12 protein-coding genes and 1 riboswitch are annotated in these 16,991 nt (G+C 61.6%); of the genes, 7 read left to right on the forward strand and 5 right to left on the reverse strand.

Going from position 1 to position 16,991, the window contains the following annotated elements; all coding sequences use genetic code 11:
- Positions 1 to 6: 6 nt before the first annotated feature.
- The 3 genes from ABQX22_RS11085 to ABQX22_RS11095 are packed head-to-tail and all read right to left on the reverse strand — an operon-like array spanning position 7 to position 2,375.
- The gene (locus ABQX22_RS11085) at positions 7 to 819 is read right to left on the reverse strand and encodes an aldo/keto reductase (protein ID WP_349799378.1); all 813 of its coding nucleotides are present in this window, start codon (positions 817 to 819) and stop codon (positions 7 to 9) included.
- Positions 816 to 1,991 (reverse strand): NAD(P)/FAD-dependent oxidoreductase, encoded by a 1,176-nt coding sequence (locus tag ABQX22_RS11090; RefSeq protein ID WP_349799379.1) that lies wholly within the window; start codon positions 1,989 to 1,991, stop codon positions 816 to 818. Before ABQX22_RS11090 ends, ABQX22_RS11085 begins: the two co-directional genes overlap by 4 nt.
- 51 nt (positions 1,992 to 2,042) lie before the next feature.
- Complete coding sequence (locus ABQX22_RS11095; RefSeq protein ID WP_349799381.1) at positions 2,043 to 2,375, reverse strand: DMT family transporter; 333 nt, start codon at positions 2,373 to 2,375, stop codon at positions 2,043 to 2,045.
- 155 nt (positions 2,376 to 2,530) lie between these two features.
- Between ABQX22_RS11095 and waaA the strand changes: the two genes are divergently transcribed.
- Both waaA and ABQX22_RS11105 read left to right on the forward strand, forming a co-directional pair.
- Positions 2,531 to 3,805, forward strand: a complete 1,275-nt coding sequence (gene waaA / locus ABQX22_RS11100) for a lipid IV(A) 3-deoxy-D-manno-octulosonic acid transferase (RefSeq protein WP_349799383.1) — start codon at positions 2,531 to 2,533, stop codon at positions 3,803 to 3,805.
- Positions 3,806 to 4,014: 209 nt separating this feature from the next.
- Entirely contained in the window at positions 4,015 to 8,358 is a 4,344-nt protein-coding gene (locus ABQX22_RS11105; RefSeq protein WP_349799385.1) for an RHS repeat-associated core domain-containing protein, read from the forward strand.
- A gap of 514 nt (positions 8,359 to 8,872) precedes the next feature.
- Here the strand turns inward: ABQX22_RS11105 and ABQX22_RS11110 are convergent.
- Complete coding sequence (locus ABQX22_RS11110) at positions 8,873 to 10,312, reverse strand: TolC family outer membrane protein (protein WP_349799387.1); 1,440 nt, start codon at positions 10,310 to 10,312, stop codon at positions 8,873 to 8,875.
- Between the two features lie 165 nt (positions 10,313 to 10,477).
- Positions 10,478 to 10,582: riboswitch (TPP riboswitch) on the forward strand.
- A gap of 162 nt (positions 10,583 to 10,744) precedes the next feature.
- Between ABQX22_RS11110 and thiC the strand changes: the two genes are divergently transcribed.
- Both thiC and cytX read left to right on the forward strand, forming a co-directional pair.
- Positions 10,745 to 12,646 (forward strand): phosphomethylpyrimidine synthase ThiC, encoded by a 1,902-nt coding sequence (gene thiC, locus ABQX22_RS11115; protein ID WP_349799389.1) that lies wholly within the window; start codon positions 10,745 to 10,747, stop codon positions 12,644 to 12,646.
- A gap of 128 nt (positions 12,647 to 12,774) precedes the next feature.
- Positions 12,775 to 14,064, forward strand: a complete 1,290-nt coding sequence (gene cytX / locus ABQX22_RS11120) for a putative hydroxymethylpyrimidine transporter CytX (RefSeq protein ID WP_349799391.1) — start codon at positions 12,775 to 12,777, stop codon at positions 14,062 to 14,064.
- Here cytX and ABQX22_RS11125 read toward each other — a convergent pair.
- Positions 14,033 to 14,779 carry a DUF3298 domain-containing protein gene (locus tag ABQX22_RS11125; protein WP_349799392.1) on the reverse strand — a complete coding sequence of 249 codons (747 nt, stop codon included), beginning with the start codon at positions 14,777 to 14,779 and terminating at the stop codon, positions 14,033 to 14,035. The genes cytX and ABQX22_RS11125 overlap by 32 nt on opposite strands.
- A 218-nt stretch (positions 14,780 to 14,997) precedes the next feature.
- Between ABQX22_RS11125 and ABQX22_RS11130 the strand changes: the two genes are divergently transcribed.
- The 3 genes from ABQX22_RS11130 to cpdA all read left to right on the forward strand — a co-directional run bounded on the left by ABQX22_RS11130 (position 14,998) and on the right by cpdA (position 16,989).
- Positions 14,998 to 15,615 (forward strand): NUDIX domain-containing protein, encoded by a 618-nt coding sequence (locus tag ABQX22_RS11130; protein ID WP_349799394.1) that lies wholly within the window; start codon positions 14,998 to 15,000, stop codon positions 15,613 to 15,615.
- Complete coding sequence (locus ABQX22_RS11135) at positions 15,612 to 16,058, forward strand: DUF1249 domain-containing protein (protein WP_441005271.1); 447 nt, start codon at positions 15,612 to 15,614, stop codon at positions 16,056 to 16,058. The genes ABQX22_RS11130 and ABQX22_RS11135 overlap by 4 nt, the downstream gene beginning before the upstream one ends.
- A gap of 121 nt (positions 16,059 to 16,179) precedes the next feature.
- A complete protein-coding gene (gene cpdA / locus ABQX22_RS11140; RefSeq protein WP_349799398.1) occupies positions 16,180 to 16,989 on the forward strand; it encodes a 3',5'-cyclic-AMP phosphodiesterase in 810 nt (269 codons plus the stop codon).
- Positions 16,990 to 16,991 lie beyond the last annotated feature (2 nt).

A 16,991-nucleotide genomic window follows, 5' to 3' on the forward strand; every position in this document is an offset into this window, starting at 1 on the left:
GCCGCGCTAGCGGTCCTGACGGCCTATCACGGCAGCGGCGGTCGCCACGTTATGGGCCAGATGCAGCGGATTAATGGTCCCGACGATAGCACCGGTGACGCCGGGATGTTTGAAAAGCAATTCAAAACTGGCTTGCACAGGATCGACACCGGGGCTCAGGCAAACGTGCCCGCTGGCGAGGGCTTTTTTAATCAGGATCCCTTTACCGTGAGCGGCGGCGTAGTCCAGGACCGGCTCCTCACCTTGCTCGTTCAGGTTGTACGTCACCATCGCGCAATCGCCTTCCTCCAATGCCAGTAGCCCGCCCTCGACGGTTTTACCGGAGAAACCGTAGCCACGAATCTTGCCCTCCCGCTTGAGCTCGGCCAACGCCTGGTAAACCCCGGATTCGGTAAGCACCGCCACATCATTGCCGTCGGAATGCACCAGCACCAGATCGATGAAATCCGTCTCCAGGCGCTTCAGGCTTCGCTCCACCGACCGCCGAGTGTGATCGGCGCTGAAATCGTGGCTGGACTGCCCGCTGTCAAACTCTTCCCCGACCTTGCTCACGATCACCCAGTCCTGCCGCTGGCCGCGCAGCAGCGGGCCCAGACGGGTTTCGCTGGTGCCATAGGCGGGGGCGGTGTCAATCAGGTTGATGCCCAGATCCCGCGCCAGCTTGAGCAGCATCCGGGCCTCGCTGTCGTCGGGAATCTTGAAGCCGTTGGGGTATTTCACGCCTTGATCCCGCCCCAGCTTGACGGTCCCCAGACCCAGGGGGGAAACGTCGATGCCGAGGCTGCCCAGCGGGCGATGGAGGTCGTGCAACGTCTTCATGGCAGCAGTTCATCCCAGACAGGTCGCGCGATGGGCGGCTTGGGAAAGTCAGTGACCGTAGGCTGTGGCGTGGGGTGTATGTCGTCCCGAGACAATGAGGCCAGCACGCGGTCGGCGAAGTCCGGCGCCAGCGCAAGCTTGGTGGGCCAACCGATCATCAGCCGACCCTGCACGTCGAGGAAGGCGTTGTCCGGGCGGGTGAGTCCGGACTGTGCGGGTTCGGCGCGGTCAACGCGAACGGTCGCCCACTGCGCCTGACTCAGATCGACCCAGGGCAGCAGATGCGCGAGTTCTTTTTTCACGACGGCAATCTGTTCCGCGGGATCGCGCGTGACACCTTCGGCCTCGGCCACGTCGCCGCCCAGATACCACACCCACTGCCCGTCGGCCGCCGGATGCGTCGTGACCGTGATCCTGGGTTTCGGTCCGCCGCCCACGCAGTGCGCATACAGCGGTTTGAGCGTCGGGCCTTTGACCAGCACCATGTGCAGCGGTCGTCGTTGCATGGCCGGGCGCGTGATATTCAAGGCATTCAACAGCGCGTCATTGCCGCCACCGGCGCTCAATACGATGCGTTGGGCAAAGATATCCCGGCCGTCGACCCGCAGGCCGACAAGGGCATCGCCATCACGCAATGGCTCGATGGTTTGCCCTGCCAGCAGACTGTCGCCGGCCAATTCGGCCAGCTTGTCGATCAGGCTCGGCACGTCGATGACCAGTTCGGCCAGGCGGTACGCTTTGCCCTTGAAGCGCGGGTCTTGCAGCGCTGGCGGCAAATCGGCGCCTTTGACCTGATCGACGCGGCCTCGTACGGCTTTGCTGGCGAAGAAACTGGTGAGATTGCCGGCCAACGTGCCTGGCGACCAGAGATAGTGGGCTTCGGAGAGTACACGCACGCCGGACAGGTTCAGCTCGCCCTTGCCCGCCAGCGCCTCACGCCAGCGGCGGGGCATGTCGGCGATGGCCTCCGAAGCGCCGGTCAGTGCGCCGTGCAAGGCATATTTGGCGCCGCCGTGGATGATCCCCTGGGATTTCACGGTTTGTCCGCCGCCCAGGTTTGCGCTTTCCACCACGACCGTCGAGAACCCTTGTCGACGCAGTCGCGCGTTGAGCCAGAGACCGGCGACGCCCGCGCCGACAATCAGAACGTCAGTGGAAATAGCGGATGGCATGAGCACCTCAAATGGCGAAACGAATGCCGCCATTATAGGGGAACACGCTTTTCAATGACCGGCGGTTTTCGAGAACAGCTGAATGACCACCACGCCGGCGACGATCATGGCCATGCCGAGCATGGCCGGCACGTCCAGCTTCTGCCCGTAGATGAACAGCGCAGCAATGCTCACCATCACAATGCCCATGCCGGCCCAGACGGCGTACGCCACGCCCACCGGGATGGTGCGCACCACCAGGGTGAGCATCCAGAACGCAATGCCGTACCCGACAATGACCAACAGCAATGGCAGCGGCGTACTCAGCCCTTTTACGGCTTTCATGGAGACGGTGGCGATGACTTCAGCGCAGATGGCAATGGCCAGCAAGTAGTAAGCGGACATGGAGCAACTCCTTTTGTATGGCCGGCATTCTAGAGATCGTTGCGCAGAAAGTCGTTTCCTATCTCTGACCTGCCGGGTACGCACTGCCGCCAATAAGGGCTAGCGGTGTGTTTCACTCGTTATCTGGAAGCCATTGGCTGATAAACTCCGCGCCCATGAATAGAACCCTTTATACCGTCCTGTTTCATCTCGGCCTGCCGTTCATCGCGCTGCGCCTGTGGCTTTGTTCACGCAAGGCCCCGGCGTATGCGCAGCGCATTGGCGAGCGCTTTGCCCGCGGGTTGCCGCCCATGCGACAGGGCGGCATATGGGTTCACGCCGTTTCGGTGGGCGAGAGCATTGCGGCCGCGCCCATGGTCCGCGCTCTGCTCGCACGTTATCCCGATCTGCCGGTCACCATCACCTGCATGACGCCCACCGGTTCCGAGCGCATTCGCTCGATGTTCGCCAACGAACCACGGGTTCAGCACTGCTACTTGCCGTATGACTTTCCGTGGGCCGCTGCCCGTTTTCTGAATCACGTCCGGCCAGTGCTCGGTGTGATCATGGAGACCGAGCTGTGGCCCAACGTTATTCATCAGTGTGCGAAAAGAGGCATTCCGACCGTGCTGGCCAACGCTCGGCTGTCGGAACGTTCGGCACGGGGTTACGGCCGATTCGCCCGGCTCACGCGGCCCATGCTGGGGGAGGTGAACCTGTTCGCTGTGCAGACCCAGATCGAAGCCCAGCGCTTTCTGGACCTTGGCGCACGACCCGAATGCGTGATGGTGACCGGCTCGATCAAGTTCGACCTGACGATCGACCCCGCATTGCTGGAGCGTGCCGCGCAACTACGGACCGAATGGCAAGCAACGGAGCGACCGGTGTGGATCGCGGCCAGTACCCACGCGGGCGAAGATGAGGTTGTGCTGGACGCGCATCGCCAGTTGCTGGCCACGCATCCGGAGGCGTTGTTGATCCTGGTGCCACGGCATCCCGAGCGTTTCAACCCTGTCTTCGAACTCTGCGAGCAACAGGGGTTTTCGACGGTCCGGCGTTCTACTGCAGCACCTGTGACGGCCTCTACTGAGGTGCTGTTGGGCGACACCATGGGTGAATTGCTGTTCCTTTATGCGTTGGCTGATATCGCCTTCGTGGGCGGCAGCCTGGTGCCCAATGGCGGCCATAACCTGCTTGAGCCAGCGGCGCTGGCCAAGCCGGTCTTGAGCGGCACACACCTGTTCAACTTCCTCGAGATTGCCGCCTTGTTGCGCAGTGGCGGGGCGTTGGAGGAGGTGAGCGACGCGGCGAGCCTGGCGATGGGTGTTCAGCGCTTGATCGAGCAGCCGGCGCTGGTGCGGACCATGGCCGAAGCCGGGCTGGGCGTGATGAAGACCAATCAGGGCGCATTGCAGCGATTGCTGGACGGTATCGCACGCTTGATGCCGTAGGGTGGGGTTTGAGCGCCACCTTTTTCAGTCATTAGGCCTATTTCCGTTTGAAATGTAGTTCGTTTAGCGGTGCCGTGTAGGACGCAATCTTGGCGGTTCGTCCTCCACTTCTGAAATCGCCATAGCTCGCGTTTTTTGTGTTTCAGCGCTCAGACAGCAGCGCTCCAGCTCTTTACATTCCGGCGCTTTCTCAGCGCGAAGTACACGGAATGTCTGACGCACAGTGGGCCGCCCGCCAAGGCGATGCCCTGTCCCACACCTCGGTCATGGCCGATCTCCTCGGCGGCGTGCTCGAAGTGGCAGCCTTTGCCGCCGTCGGTGCGTTGGCGACGGCTGCCGTGGTTGCGGCCACCGGGGTGACGGTGGTCACCGGCGGTCTGGGCGCCTGCGTGCTCGGTGCCCTGGTCGGCGTGGCGGTGGGCGTCGCCATGAGCCAGAGCGGCCTGGACAGCGGCCTCAGCCGCCTGTGCGAAGGCATCGGTAACGCGCTGTTCCCGCCGGAGCCGGCCGCCACCATCCTCACCGGCTCGCCCGACACCTTCATCAACGGCTTGCCCGCGGCACGTGCAGCCGGCACGCCGTCCGATGTCTCGCCCGCCGAATACGACAACGACGAGGCTGACCCCAGTTACCTGGACATGGCCGCCGGGTTCTTTTCCGAGCTGTTGCGTCCGACCCTCGCGGAGCCTGCGCCTGGCGTGGTGCCCAAGCCGCTGGACCAGATCGCCTGCACGCGGCACCCGGCCATGCCCCTGCCGTTACTGGCCGAAGGTTCGGCCACAGTGTTCATCAACGGCCAGCCCGCCGTGCGCAGCGGTGATCGCAGCAGTTGTGGCGCAACGGTGGTCTCTTCGGGGCGGATTTCGCCCAACGTGATCATCGGCGGCCCCACGGTGGTAGTGCGTCAGGTGCGCAGCGGCAAGACGCCGGGCGTGGGCATGGCGGTCAGCGCCTTGATGCTGCTGCGCGGCGGCCGCGGCGCCTTTGTCAGCAACCTGCCGTGCATGGCACTCAGCGGCGTCAACGGCTTTGCCACCAGCCAGGCCATCGGCGCGCTGAACCGGGCCATGAGCGCCTCGCCGAACCCGGTGCATGCGGCGACGGGCGCCAAGGTCCTGGGCGATGCCGAGGAACTTGACGTGTTCATCCCCGGCATTTTTCCGGTGGCCTGGCAGCGCTTTTACAACAGTCGCGATACCCGGACTGACGGGATGTTTGGCGCGGGCTGGAGCGTCGGGTTTGAAATCAGCGTGCGCATCGAGCCGGATCCTGCCGGCGGCGAACGGCTGATCTACACCGACGAGCAGGCGCGGTCCATCGACATGGGCTGGGTTGCGCCGGGCAGCGCGGTGTACAGCGCCGGGGAGGGCCTGGCGGTGCGCCGGCATGACAACGGCCCGTTGCTGATCGAGAGCGAGGACGGGTGTTATCGGTTGTTCGAGCCGGTTGCTTCCGACCCCCAGGCCTTGCGTCTGACCCAGCTGGGGGATCGCAACGACAACCGGATCTTTCTCGATTACGACGAAGCCGGGCGCCTGATTCATGTGCGCGACACCTTCAACATCGTGCGCCTGCGGGTGGTGTATTCGGCGCAGTGGCCACGCCGGATCAGCCACCTGGAACGCCTCTATGTCGACGACCGTCGCGAAGTGCTGGCCCGTTATGACTACGACGCTCAGGGCAATTTGATTGAAGTGACGGACGCGCTGGGTCAGACCCGGCGGCAGTTCGTCTACCACGAGCAGCGCATGGTCGAGCACCGGCTGCCCAGCGGCCTGCGCTGCTTTTATCAGTGGGCGTTGGTCGAGGGCCGTGAATGGCGGGTGGTCGAGCACTGGACCGACGAGGGTGATGCCTACCGCTTCGACTACGACCTGAACGCCGGGACCACCGTGGTCACCGACGGCCTCGGCCGTATCAGCACCCGGCGCTGGAACGCCCAGCAGCAGATCACCGACTACACCGACAACCTCGGCCACCGCTGGCGGTTTGAGTGGAACGATGAGCGCCAGTTGCTGGGCGCCATCGATCCCCAGGGTGGCCAGTGGCGGTATCGCTACGACGACGCCGGCAACCTGTGTTCCACGCAGGACCCGCTCGGGCGCAGCGATGCGACGGTGTTTCTCGAGCATTGGGCGCTGCCCCTGGCTGAAACCGACACGGCCGGCCGCAGTTGGCACTACCGCTACGACAAGCGCGGCAACTGCACCTACCTCACCGATCCGCTGGGGCATGTCACCCGTTACCGATACGACGCCTATGGCCAAGTGATCGAAGTCATCGACCCGGCCGGCAAGCGCCGAACGCTGCACTGGGATGCGCTGGGGCATCTGGCCGAGCACACCGACTGTTCGGGCCATGCCACGCGGTTCGAATACGACCACCGTGGCCATCTGCAGACCGTGATCGATGCACTGGGCAAGCGCACGACCTATCAGCACGATGCCTGCGGCCGCCTGCTGCAGCGCCAACTGGACGATGGGCGGACCGAGCGCTTTGAGCATGACCGCAGCGGCGCGCTTACTCGCTACATCGACGCGGCGGGCGGCGCGACCGGTTATGAATACGACGGACGCGGTCAGGTCCGGCAACGCATCGATGCGCACCAGCGCCGGGTGCAGTTCAGCTATGACGACTACGGCCGGTTGCAAAGCCTGACCAATGAAAATGGCGAGAGCTACGGGTTTGGCTGGGATGCCGGCGATCGCCTGATCGCCCAGCGCGACCTGGACGGCAGCGGTCGGCGCTATGGCTATGACGCGCTGGGCAATGTCAGTCAGGTGTTGCATGTGCCTGCGCCGCATCGCAAGGAAGACAACTCAGTCCCTGTCGAACCCATCGAGCACCGCTTTGAACACGATGCGCTGGGGCGCCTGACGGCGAAGGTCACGGCCGACGGTCGCAGCGAATACCAATACGACGACGCAGACCAGCTGACAGGTCTTGGCTTTACCGACACCGCTGGCGCCGAACAGACGCTGGGGTTCGTCTATGACGCGCTCGGACAACTGCTGGAAGAGCGGTCTTTCGCAGGGGTTTTGAAACATCAGTACGATGAACTGGGCAACCGCGCCCGCACCCACCTGCCGGACGGCCGCTGGATCAACCGCCTGCACTACGGCAGTGGCCACCTGCACCAGATCAACCTCGACGGGCAGTTGATCTGTGATTTCGAACGCGACCGCCTGCACCGTGAAGTGCTGCGTACCCAAGGGCAAATCTCAACCGTCACCGAGTATGACCGGACCGGACGCCTGTCCGGCCGACAGTGCCGCATGCTCGACCCACGACGATCAATGCCAGCGTACGGCGACACCGAGTACGGCTACGACCCAACCGACAACCTCATCGAACGCCGGGACCGCCAATCAAGGCTGCGTCATTTGCTGGGCTACGACGCCACCCAGCGGATTCTCAACACCCAGGACTCCGGCGCCGGGCTGCTGGAAACCTTTGCCTACGACGCTGCGGCCAACCTGCTGGACGGCCCGAAGCACAAAGGTGAGCGAGTCGCGCATAACCAGTTGCTGACCTATCAGGACAAGCGCTACCGCTACGACGGCTTTGGCCGGCTGGTCGAAAAACACAGCCGCCGTTACGGCCGGCAAACCTTCGCCTACGACGCCGAACACCGGCTGATCGAAGTCACAAACCCGCACGGCAAGGTCGTGCGCATGACCTACGACCCGCTGGGGCGGCGCGTCCGCAAAACCGAACACAACCGCGACGGCTTTGAACTGGGCGACACCCGATTCACCTGGGATGGCCTGCGCTTGCTGCAAGAACAGCGTTACGGCCAAAGCAGCCTCTATCTCTACGTCGACGACGGCCACGAACCCCTGGCCCGGGTGGACGGCACCGGCGAAAACCCGCGCGTGCACTACTTCCACAACGACCTCAACGGCCTGCCCGAACGACTGACCAACCCCAGCGGCGAACTCGTCTGGAGCGCGACATTCCAGACCTGGGGCACCGCCACCCAGGAAACCCGCACACAAAACTGCACCGAGCAGAACCTGCGTTTCCAGGGCCAGTACCTGGATCGCGAAACCGGCCTGCACCACAACACCTTCCGCTACTACGACCCCGACATCGGCCGCTTCACCACCCCCGACCCGATCGGCTTGTCGGGCGGCCTGAATCTGTACCAATATGCGCCTAACCCGGTGGGATGGATTGATCCTTGGGGTTGGAAATCCTGCTTCCGGGATGCTGAAGCCAAAACGTATGCTGAAACTATCATCAAGAAAAACGGAGGCATTGCTGCCGATGAAAATCGGTACCAAATGCCCAACCGCCGGTCCGCTAGACAGGCAGCCTCTGAGATCGCGGGTAATTTAGGTTCCGTGCCGCATACGATTCGTAAGTCGGAATTTAGGGGGGGGCCGCCCTCGTGGCGAAACTCCGAAGGGAAAATCGGACTAAAAAATAAAACGGACACCGCAGGCTGGCGAGATGATTCGCCCGGCCACCCTCATTTAAATGCTGGTCCGCATGTGAACGCTTGGAATAAAGATAAGGGGATTACTCCAAATCTTCATTTGGATTATTGAGATGAAAAAAATTGTTATTCGGTCAAGCTCGAATGTAGAGAAAGCTTGGGAGGGAGACATTCCATCTTATTGGTACACAGTTTTCCACGACGCCGAAAAGTCCTCCGCTTTAGCCAGGACCAACCCTTGGAATCAAGATGCATCTGAATATGAATCCGAGTGTTACTTAATGGATGATTGCGTTATTACAATACGGCCAGCGCGTTACCGATTAAAAAGCGAAGACACTGGTAGTCATGAAAAGGACCACTACTTTATCGAGATATCCACCCAAGACGGATCCGTGGTTTTAAGCTCTCATCGTGCATACGGCTGGGATGACGTCAACAAGCTGGCCTTCTTCTTCAGAGGTATTTCATTCGCCACCGCAACTCGAGTCTGGAAGTCAAAGAACCTTTAGTCGTCCTCACGTAGCCGTCCTCTGAGCTTCAGAGCCTATCGTCATTCAACCGATAAGGTAGTCGCAGGGCTTTTAAGCAGGCGCGCCATAGCGTGACGCACGAAGTTTTTTCACCTACCGCACACTCGGCCTCTCAAAATTCTTAGCTGCTTCCTTCGCCAAATCCGGCGGCAGGAAGTCCTTGTCCGGGTTGTAGTCGGCTTTGAGATACCGAGACAGGTCCTGCAGATCCCCGGGGTTCAGCGTGCCTGCTGCCTGTTTCAAGCGCAGGTTGTCGAGGATGTAGTCGTAACGCGTGTTGTTGTAATCGCGCACGGAAGCGTAGAGCTGTCGCTGGGCGTCGAGGACGTCGACGATGTTACGGGTGCCGACCTGATAGCCGATTTCGGTGGCTTCCAGCGCACTCTGGTTGGAGATGATCGATTGCTTGCGGGCCTGAACCTGCTCTACGTCGGTGTTGACTGCGCGGTGCAGGTTTCGGGTGTTTTCCACGACCTGACGGCGCAGGCCTTCGCGGCGTTGCTCACTTTGGCCGAGACGTGCATACGCTTCGCGGACCTGGGAGCTGGTCAGGCCGCCGCTGTAGATCGGGATATTGAGTTGCACGCCGATGGTTCGCTGCTCGACGTTGCCGTGGTACGCCTGCCCGGTGAAGTTGGGGTTGGAGAAACCCAGCGCATCGTTGTCGCCTTTTTCCAATTGGGCTACGGCATCCAGGGTCGGCGCATGGCCGGCCTTGCGCTGGCGCAGGGTTTCTTCGGCGGCGCTGACGGCGTAGTTGCTGGCGAGTAAATTGAGGTTTTGCTGGGCGGCGGTGTCGACCCAGGCTTTGGCGTCGTTAGGGATTGGGGTCAGCACCGGCAAGGTGTGGACGATCCCCTCGATGGAGTTGTATTCACGGTTGGTCAGGGTCACCAACGCCTGAAACGCATCATCCACCTGGCGTTTGGCAACGATCCGGCTGGCGCGGGCCGTGTCATAGCTGGCCTGGGCTTGCAGCACGTCAGTCTTGTCCGACAGGCCGACGTCGAAACGCTCCCTGGCCTGGTCCAGCTGGCGTTTGAACGCGGCTTCCTCGGCTTTGGTCGACGCCAGGTTGTCCTGGGCGCGCAGCACGGTGAAGTAGTCCTGCGCGCTGTCCAGGATCAGATTTTGCTCAGTCGCCGACAATTCGAGTGCGGCCTGTTCGTTGACGTCCTTGGCGGCCTGGAACTGAAACCAGCGGTCAGCGCGAAAAATCGGCTGGCTCAGGGTGGCTCGATACACCGTCCCGCTGCGGTTGATCACGGCTGACGGTTCGTCGAGTTTGGTGCGGCTGGTGCTCGATTCGGCGCCACCGGTAATGTTGGGCAGCAGGCCGGCCCGGGCCTGGGGCACGATTTCCTTGCGGGCATCGTAATCGGCGCGCGCAGCGGCCAGATCGGCATTGTTATTGACCGCTTCCTGGTAGACGCTGACCAATCCTGTTCTGGTCGGCAGAGGCAACTCTACTGCCCCGACCATTGCACTTGAAGCACACGACACGGCAATGGCCAGTGAAAGTTTGCGCAGCATGAGACATTCCCTAGTAGTTGTAGACCAAAGCGGATCCAGATGGCTTTGGCGCCGCGTAGCGAGTGTAGTTCCGGATGGTGGCCACAACAATCGGGTAGACCGGCCATTTAACGCCCGTTTGAATTCCGCGCTTGGCGTTTGCGGTGGACGGCGACTAGACTGGCCGCGTTCTTGTCGGGGTGCCTTGCTATGAGGCTGAGATCGGATAATCCGGATCCCGTTGAACCTGATCAGGTTAAAGCCTGCGTAGGGAACAAGATTTCTCGTCTCCCGGCGAGTCCTCTTGAGTGTCGTCCGGGGTCGATTGTTCATTGATTGAACAGCCCTCGTTTCGATCCTCAGCACTCTTTCAACGGGTGCATCCGTCCGTTCACATCAGGCTCAAGCTCCGACAAATCTATCCGCTGCTGGATGATGTCTGGAGAGCCCGTGATGAGTACAACACTAAAAAACGCGAACCTGAGTGAGTCAGCCCAAGTCGATTCAGGCTCGGTTCAGCCGTTCACCCGATCACATAAAATCTACGTCCAGGGCTCCCGCCCGGACATCCGCGTGCCGATGCGTGAGGTTCACCTTGACCTGACGCCCACCAGTTTCTCGGGAACAGAGAGCGGGGGCGAGATCAATGCGCCAGTCACCGTCTACGACACCTCCGGACCGTACACCGACCCCGGCGTCATCATCGACGTGCGCAAGGGCCTGGCCGATGTTCGTTCGCCCTGGATCGAGTCGCGTGACGACACCGAACGCCTTCCCGGTCTGACGTCCAGCTTTGGCCAGCAGCGCCTGAACGATCCCGAGCTGACGGCACTGCGTTTCGCCCACGTCAACACCCCCCGCAGGGCGAAGGCCGGCGCCAACGTCAGCCAGATGCACTATGCGCGTCAGGGCATCATCACCGCCGAGATGGAATACGTCGCCATCCGCGAAAACATGAAGTTGCAGGAAGCCCGCGCCGCCGGTCTGCTCACGCAGCAACACGCCGGCCATAGCTTCGGTGCCAGCATCCCGAAAGAGATCACGCCTGAGTTCGTGCGCGAAGAAGTCGCCCGGGGCCGGGCGATCATTCCGGCCAATATCAACCACGTCGAGCTGGAACCGATGATCATCGGTCGCAACTTTCTGGTGAAGGTCAACGGCAACATCGGTAACAGCGCGCTGGGTTCTTCCATCGAAGAAGAAGTCGCCAAACTGACCTGGGGTATTCGCTGGGGATCGGACACCGTCATGGATTTGTCCACCGGCAAGCACATTCACGAAACCCGCGAGTGGATCATCCGCAACTCGCCGGTGCCCATCGGTACCGTGCCGATTTATCAGGCACTGGAAAAAGTGGGCGGCGCGGCCGAGGACCTGACCTGGGAATTGTTCCGCGACACGCTGATCGAGCAGGCGGAGCAGGGTGTGGATTACTTCACGATCCACGCCGGCGTGCTGCTGCGTTATGTGCCGCTGACCGCCAAGCGCGTGACCGGGATCGTCAGCCGCGGCGGGTCGATCATGGCCAAGTGGTGCCTGGCGCATCATCAGGAAAACTTCCTCTACACCCATTTCGATGACATCTGCGAAATCATGAAGGCCTACGACGTCAGCTTCTCGCTGGGCGATGGGCTGCGTCCGGGATCGATTGCCGACGCCAACGATGCTGCGCAATTCGGCGAACTGGAAACCCTCGGCGAGCTGACCAAAATCGCCTGGAAACACGACGTGCAATGCATGATCGAGGGCCCCGGACACGTGCCGATGCAACTGATCAAAGAGAACATGGACAAGCAGCTGGAGTGCTGCGACGAGGCGCCGTTCTATACCCTCGGCCCGCTGACCACCGACATCGCGCCAGGCTATGACCACATCACGTCAGGCATTGGCGCGGCCATGATCGGGTGGTTCGGCTGCGCGATGCTGTGTTACGTCACGCCCAAAGAGCACCTGGGCCTGCCGAACAAGGACGACGTGAAGACCGGGATCATCACCTACAAGATTGCAGCCCACGCGGCGGACCTGGCAAAGGGGCATCCCGGCGCGCAGATTCGGGACAACGCGTTGAGCAAGGCGCGCTTCGAGTTTCGCTGGGAAGACCAGTTCAACCTTGGCCTCGACCCGGACACAGCGCGCTCGTATCACGATGAAACCCTGCCGAAAGACTCGGCCAAAGTGGCGCATTTCTGCTCCATGTGCGGCCCTAAATTCTGCTCGATGAAAATCACCCAGGAGGTGCGGGTGTACGCCGCCAATCAGAAGATCGAGGCCCTGGACGTCTCGGTGCAAGAGGGACTGCGCGAGCAGGCAGAGCGGTTCAAGCAGGAAGGCAGTCAGCTTTATAAAAAGATCTGAGCGGCAAGCGGCAAGCGGCAAGTTTCAAGCTACAAGCCGCAAGCGAAAAGCAGGCGTACGACCTGTTTTTTCTTGAAGCTTTTAGCTTGCCGCTTGAAGCTATTCTCCATTCTTCGAGATCAACATAAATGAATCCGGCCAGCACCTACTCGCCCGACATCCCCGTCCCCGCCGACAAGCGTGTCTTCGGCGGGCGTGATCTGTTTTCCTTGTGGTTCTCCCTTGGCATCGGCCTGATGGTGTTGCAAACCGGCGCGCTGTTGGCGCCGGGGTTAGGCATGTCCGGCTCGATGCTGGCGATCTTCCTCGGCACGCTGGTCGGCGTCTTGCTGCTGGCGGCGGTTGGTCTGATCGGCAGCGACACCGGCCTCTCATCCATGGCCGCGCTCAAACTGAGCCTTGGCAGCAAAGGCGCGACCCTGCCCGCGCTGCTCAACCTGCTGCAACTGGTGGGTTGGGGCTCGTTTGAAATCATCGTCATGCGCGACGCCGCGACCTTGCTGGGCGCCCGCGTGTCTTCCGACGGCAGCCTGATCGCGAACCCCTTGCTCTGGACACTGGTGTTCGGCGCGCTTGCCACGTTGCTGGCGGTCAGCGGCCCCTTGGCGTTCGTCCGGCAAATCCTGCGCAAATGGGGTATCTGGCTGCTGCTGGCCGCCTGCATATGGTTGACCTGGAACCTGCTGAGCAAGGCCGATCTGTCCGCACTCTGGGCAAGAGCCGGTGACGGAACGATGCCGTTTGCGGTCGGGTTTGATATCGCGATTGCCATGCCGCTGTCGTGGCTGCCGCTGATTGCCGACTACTCGCGCTTCGGCAAGCGCGCCGCCGGGGTGTTTGGCGGGACCGCACTGGGCTTTTTCATCGGCAACTTCTGGCTGATGAGCCTGGGCGTTGCCTACACGCTGGCGTTCGCACCCAGTGGGGACGCCAATGCGCTGCTACTGGCGTTGGCGGGTGCGGGGATGGGAATTCCGTTGCTGCTGATCCTGCTCGACGAATCGGAAAACGCCTTCGCGGACATTCACTCGGCGGCCGTATCAAGCGGGATTCTGGTGAAAGCGAAGGTTGAGCACATTGCGTTGGTCATCGGCGTGATCTGCACCTTGATCGCCTGCTTCGCCCCGCTGGCCCAGTATCAGAACTTCCTGCTGCTGATCGGCTCGGTGTTTGCGCCGCTGTTTGGCGTGGTGCTGGTGGATCACTTCATCCTGCGTCGTCGTGGCGCAGGGGCCGCAAGCGTAAGTTTTTGCTGGATGACGCTGCTCGCCTGGCTAGGCGGGGTCAGCACGTATCACGTGCTGGCCAATCTGTACCCGGACATTGGCGCAACACTGCCAGCCCTCATCGTGGCTGGCGTGCTGCAACTGGTGCTGGGGAAATCGATCAGCTCCGGCCGGGGAACAGTTCCGGCTTGATGATGCCATTGAGCTGTGGATAAGGAATCTTCAGCTCAATGTGGCCCATGGCGTAAGGCGCGATGGTGTCGACGGGGTACTTCAGGATCACCGCGCCGTAGGTCAGGGCGATGTTGGCCGTGCGCTTGAACGGCCAGTTCTGCACGAAAGACGCGTCTTCGTTCATCTTGCTGCTGATCAACCAGCTTTTATGAGCGAGTTCGGCTTTGGCCCAAAACGCGCTTTCCTGGCCTGGCACCAGCATGTCAGCCAGCGTCAGCACTTTCTGCTGTGGGCGCGAGTAGTTGATGAACGCACGGCCCGGATTGCCGTGGGCACCGCCGGTGTCGAGGTAGCTGGACAGCTCGATCACCACGATGCCGTCGTGCTGCTCGCGGACCTTGGCCTGCAGGTAGCTGCTGTTGCGCGCTTGCGCCTGACTCAGGTATTGCGCCTGATAGGCCTTGAGGGTCGGCGGCACTGGGCCATCGGAGTCAGCACGCGTCAGCTGCAACAAGGTGCGCTGGACAATGGCGTCGAGCTTTGGCTCGTCCGGGAAGTGCACGGTGTCGATGTTCACCAGCGGGCAATCGTCGGTGGTGCAGCCCGGCTTGATCAGCTCGGAGGCGTCACGCTGAACGGTCAACGGACTGCGCAGATTGGGCTGGAACAGGCTTTGGCAGGCGCCCAGTATCAGGGCCACGCAAGCCAGTGAAATGATCTTCAGAAACGACATGTTGATCCTTGGCAATGGCAAAGAAGGCAGCAGCGTCACCGCTGCAAGGTGCTTCGACTACGAGCGGCGCCATCAGTTCGCCGTCGGGCGGATTAGAGATCGTTTCCACGGCACTCGTCTACCCTGCCGGCCACAATTGCCGGAGCGGGGGCTGCATCCCTTGATCCAGCGCGTTAGGATGGGGTTGAAGACACTGGTGGTCCCGCAGCGAGAACTTTATGACCGACACGACTAAATCGACACCCACGCGACACGAGATCACCCAGCGCGAAAACTGCTTCAAGGGTTTTTACCAACTGGACAAGCTGCACCTGCGTCATGAGCTGTTTGCAGGGGGCATGAGCCCGGAGATCACGCGCGAGCTGTTTGTGCGGCACGACGCGGTCTGCGTGCTGCCCTACGATGCCAAGCGCGACGAAGTGGTGCTGCTCGAGCAGTTTCGCGTCGGCGCGGTCGGCAAGAACCCCAACCCGTGGCTGATCGAAATGGTGGCTGGCCTGATCGATAAAAAAGAGGAGCCCCAGGAGGTTGCTCACCGGGAAGGACAGGAGGAAGCTGGGCTGACGTTCAGCGCGTTGTGGCCTATCACTCAATACTTTCCGTCGCCGGGTGGCAGTAATGAATTCGTTCATCTGTTCCTGGGCCAGTGCGAAAGCGAGGGCGCGGGGGGCTTGCACGGGCTGGTCGAGGAGGCTGAGGACATCCGCGTGTCGGTCTGGTCTTTCGAGGATGCTTTTCAAGCTGTAAAAGACGGACGTGTCGTCAACGCGGCAACTATTATCGCCATACAGTGGCTGGCTTTGAACCGCACTGAAGTCAGGGGGCTGTGGTCTTGAATCTATTGCGCGAGCGCTATCGTGTCGACCTCGCCGGGCTGCAGGCAGCCTGTGAGGCCAACTACGCGCGCTTGATGCGTTTGCTGCCGGACATGCGCAACGCCCAACGGTCGCGGCGCGTGGCCGTGACCCAGGGTGATCAGATGTTGGGCGTGCTGGCCGTCGAGGTCATCCTCGATTGCCCGTACACCACCACCCTGGAGGTTCGCCAGGAACACAGCCTGCCGTGGCTGCCGGTGCCGCGGCTGGAAGTGCAGGTTTATCACGATGCGCGCATGGCCGAAGTCATCGGCGCCGAACACGCCCGGCGCTTTCAAGGCATCTACCCCTATCCCAACCCCGACATGCACCAGCCCGACGAAAAGGCCCAGCTCAACCTGTTTTTGGGAGAGTGGCTGAGCCATTGCCTGGCGTGCGGGCATGAGTTCGAGGCGGTGCGTTAACCTATTTCCTGCGCGGCTGTTCATTCCTTCGCAGCAAATGCGAACCACAGCGCTTTTGTCCGTTTGCCGTCTTCCGTGTCTCGCACCATAATCCGGCCATACCTGCTCAAGGAGATGGCCTTTGCCGAGCGCACCTCACCTGTCGTCGTCCGTACTCGTGGTCCAGCTGACCGACAGCCATTTATTCGCTGAAGCCGACGGCACGTTGATGGGCCTTAATACGCTGGCCAGTTTCAACGCCACCGTGGATCGCGTGCTCGCTGAGCTACCGCAGCCGGATCTGGTCATCGCCAGCGGCGACCTGTCGCAGGACGGTTCGCTGGCGTCCTACCAGGCGTTTCGTGCCGGCAGCGAGCGCATCGTTGCCCCCAAACGCTGGCTGCCGGGCAATCACGACGATCTGCTGCAGATGGCAGCGGCAGCGCAGCAGAGTGATTTTCTCGATCCGGTGGTCGACGTGGGTAACTGGCGCGTCACGCTTCTGGATTCCGCAGTGCCCGGCGCCGTCCCTGGTTATCTAGAAGACAAACAGCTGCAATTGCTGGCCCAGGCGTTGAGTGAGGCACCGGAGCGGCATCATCTGGTCTGCCTGCATCACCACCCGGTGCCCATCGGTTGCGGCTGGATGGAACCCATTGGGCTGAAAAACCCTGACGCGCTGTTTTCCGTGCTGGATCGGTTTCCCCAGGTGCGCGCGGTGCTGTGGGGGCATGTGCATCAAGAGTTCGATCAACTTCGCGACGGCGTGCGGTTGATGGCGTCTCCTTCGACCTGCATTCAATTCGCGCCCGGCAGCGAGAATTTCAAGGTGGACAGCCGGCCGCCGGGCTATCGCTGGCTGCGTCTGCATGATGATGGGCAGTTGGAGACCGGCGTCTCGCGTCTCGATGAGGGGGCGTTTAGCGTTGATCTTGGTGGCGGCGGGTACTGAGC

It is taken from the genome of Xanthomonas sp. WHRI 1810A, assembly GCF_040202885.1.
Taxonomy (GTDB): Bacteria; Pseudomonadota; Gammaproteobacteria; order Pseudomonadales; family Pseudomonadaceae; genus Aquipseudomonas.

Excerpts from the sequence above, each read along its gene's own strand:
- ABQX22_RS11085 (WP_349799378.1), bottom strand. The coding sequence starts at position 819 with ATGAAGACGTTGCACGACCTCCATCGCCCGCTGGGCAGCCTCGGCATC.
- ABQX22_RS11090 (WP_349799379.1), bottom strand. The coding sequence starts at position 1,991 with ATGCCATCCGCTATTTCCACTGACGTTCTGATTGTCGGCGCGGGCGTC.
- ABQX22_RS11095 (WP_349799381.1), bottom strand. The coding sequence starts at position 2,375 with ATGTCCGCTTACTACTTGCTGGCCATTGCCATCTGCGCTGAAGTCATC.
- waaA (WP_349799383.1), top strand. The coding sequence starts at position 2,531 with ATGAATAGAACCCTTTATACCGTCCTGTTTCATCTCGGCCTGCCGTTC.
- ABQX22_RS11105 (WP_349799385.1), top strand. The coding sequence starts at position 4,015 with ATGTCTGACGCACAGTGGGCCGCCCGCCAAGGCGATGCCCTGTCCCAC.
- ABQX22_RS11110 (WP_349799387.1), bottom strand. The coding sequence starts at position 10,312 with ATGCTGCGCAAACTTTCACTGGCCATTGCCGTGTCGTGTGCTTCAAGT.
- thiC (WP_349799389.1), top strand. The coding sequence starts at position 10,745 with ATGAGTACAACACTAAAAAACGCGAACCTGAGTGAGTCAGCCCAAGTC.
- cytX (WP_349799391.1), top strand. The coding sequence starts at position 12,775 with ATGAATCCGGCCAGCACCTACTCGCCCGACATCCCCGTCCCCGCCGAC.
- ABQX22_RS11125 (WP_349799392.1), bottom strand. The coding sequence starts at position 14,779 with ATGTCGTTTCTGAAGATCATTTCACTGGCTTGCGTGGCCCTGATACTG.
- ABQX22_RS11130 (WP_349799394.1), top strand. The coding sequence starts at position 14,998 with ATGACCGACACGACTAAATCGACACCCACGCGACACGAGATCACCCAG.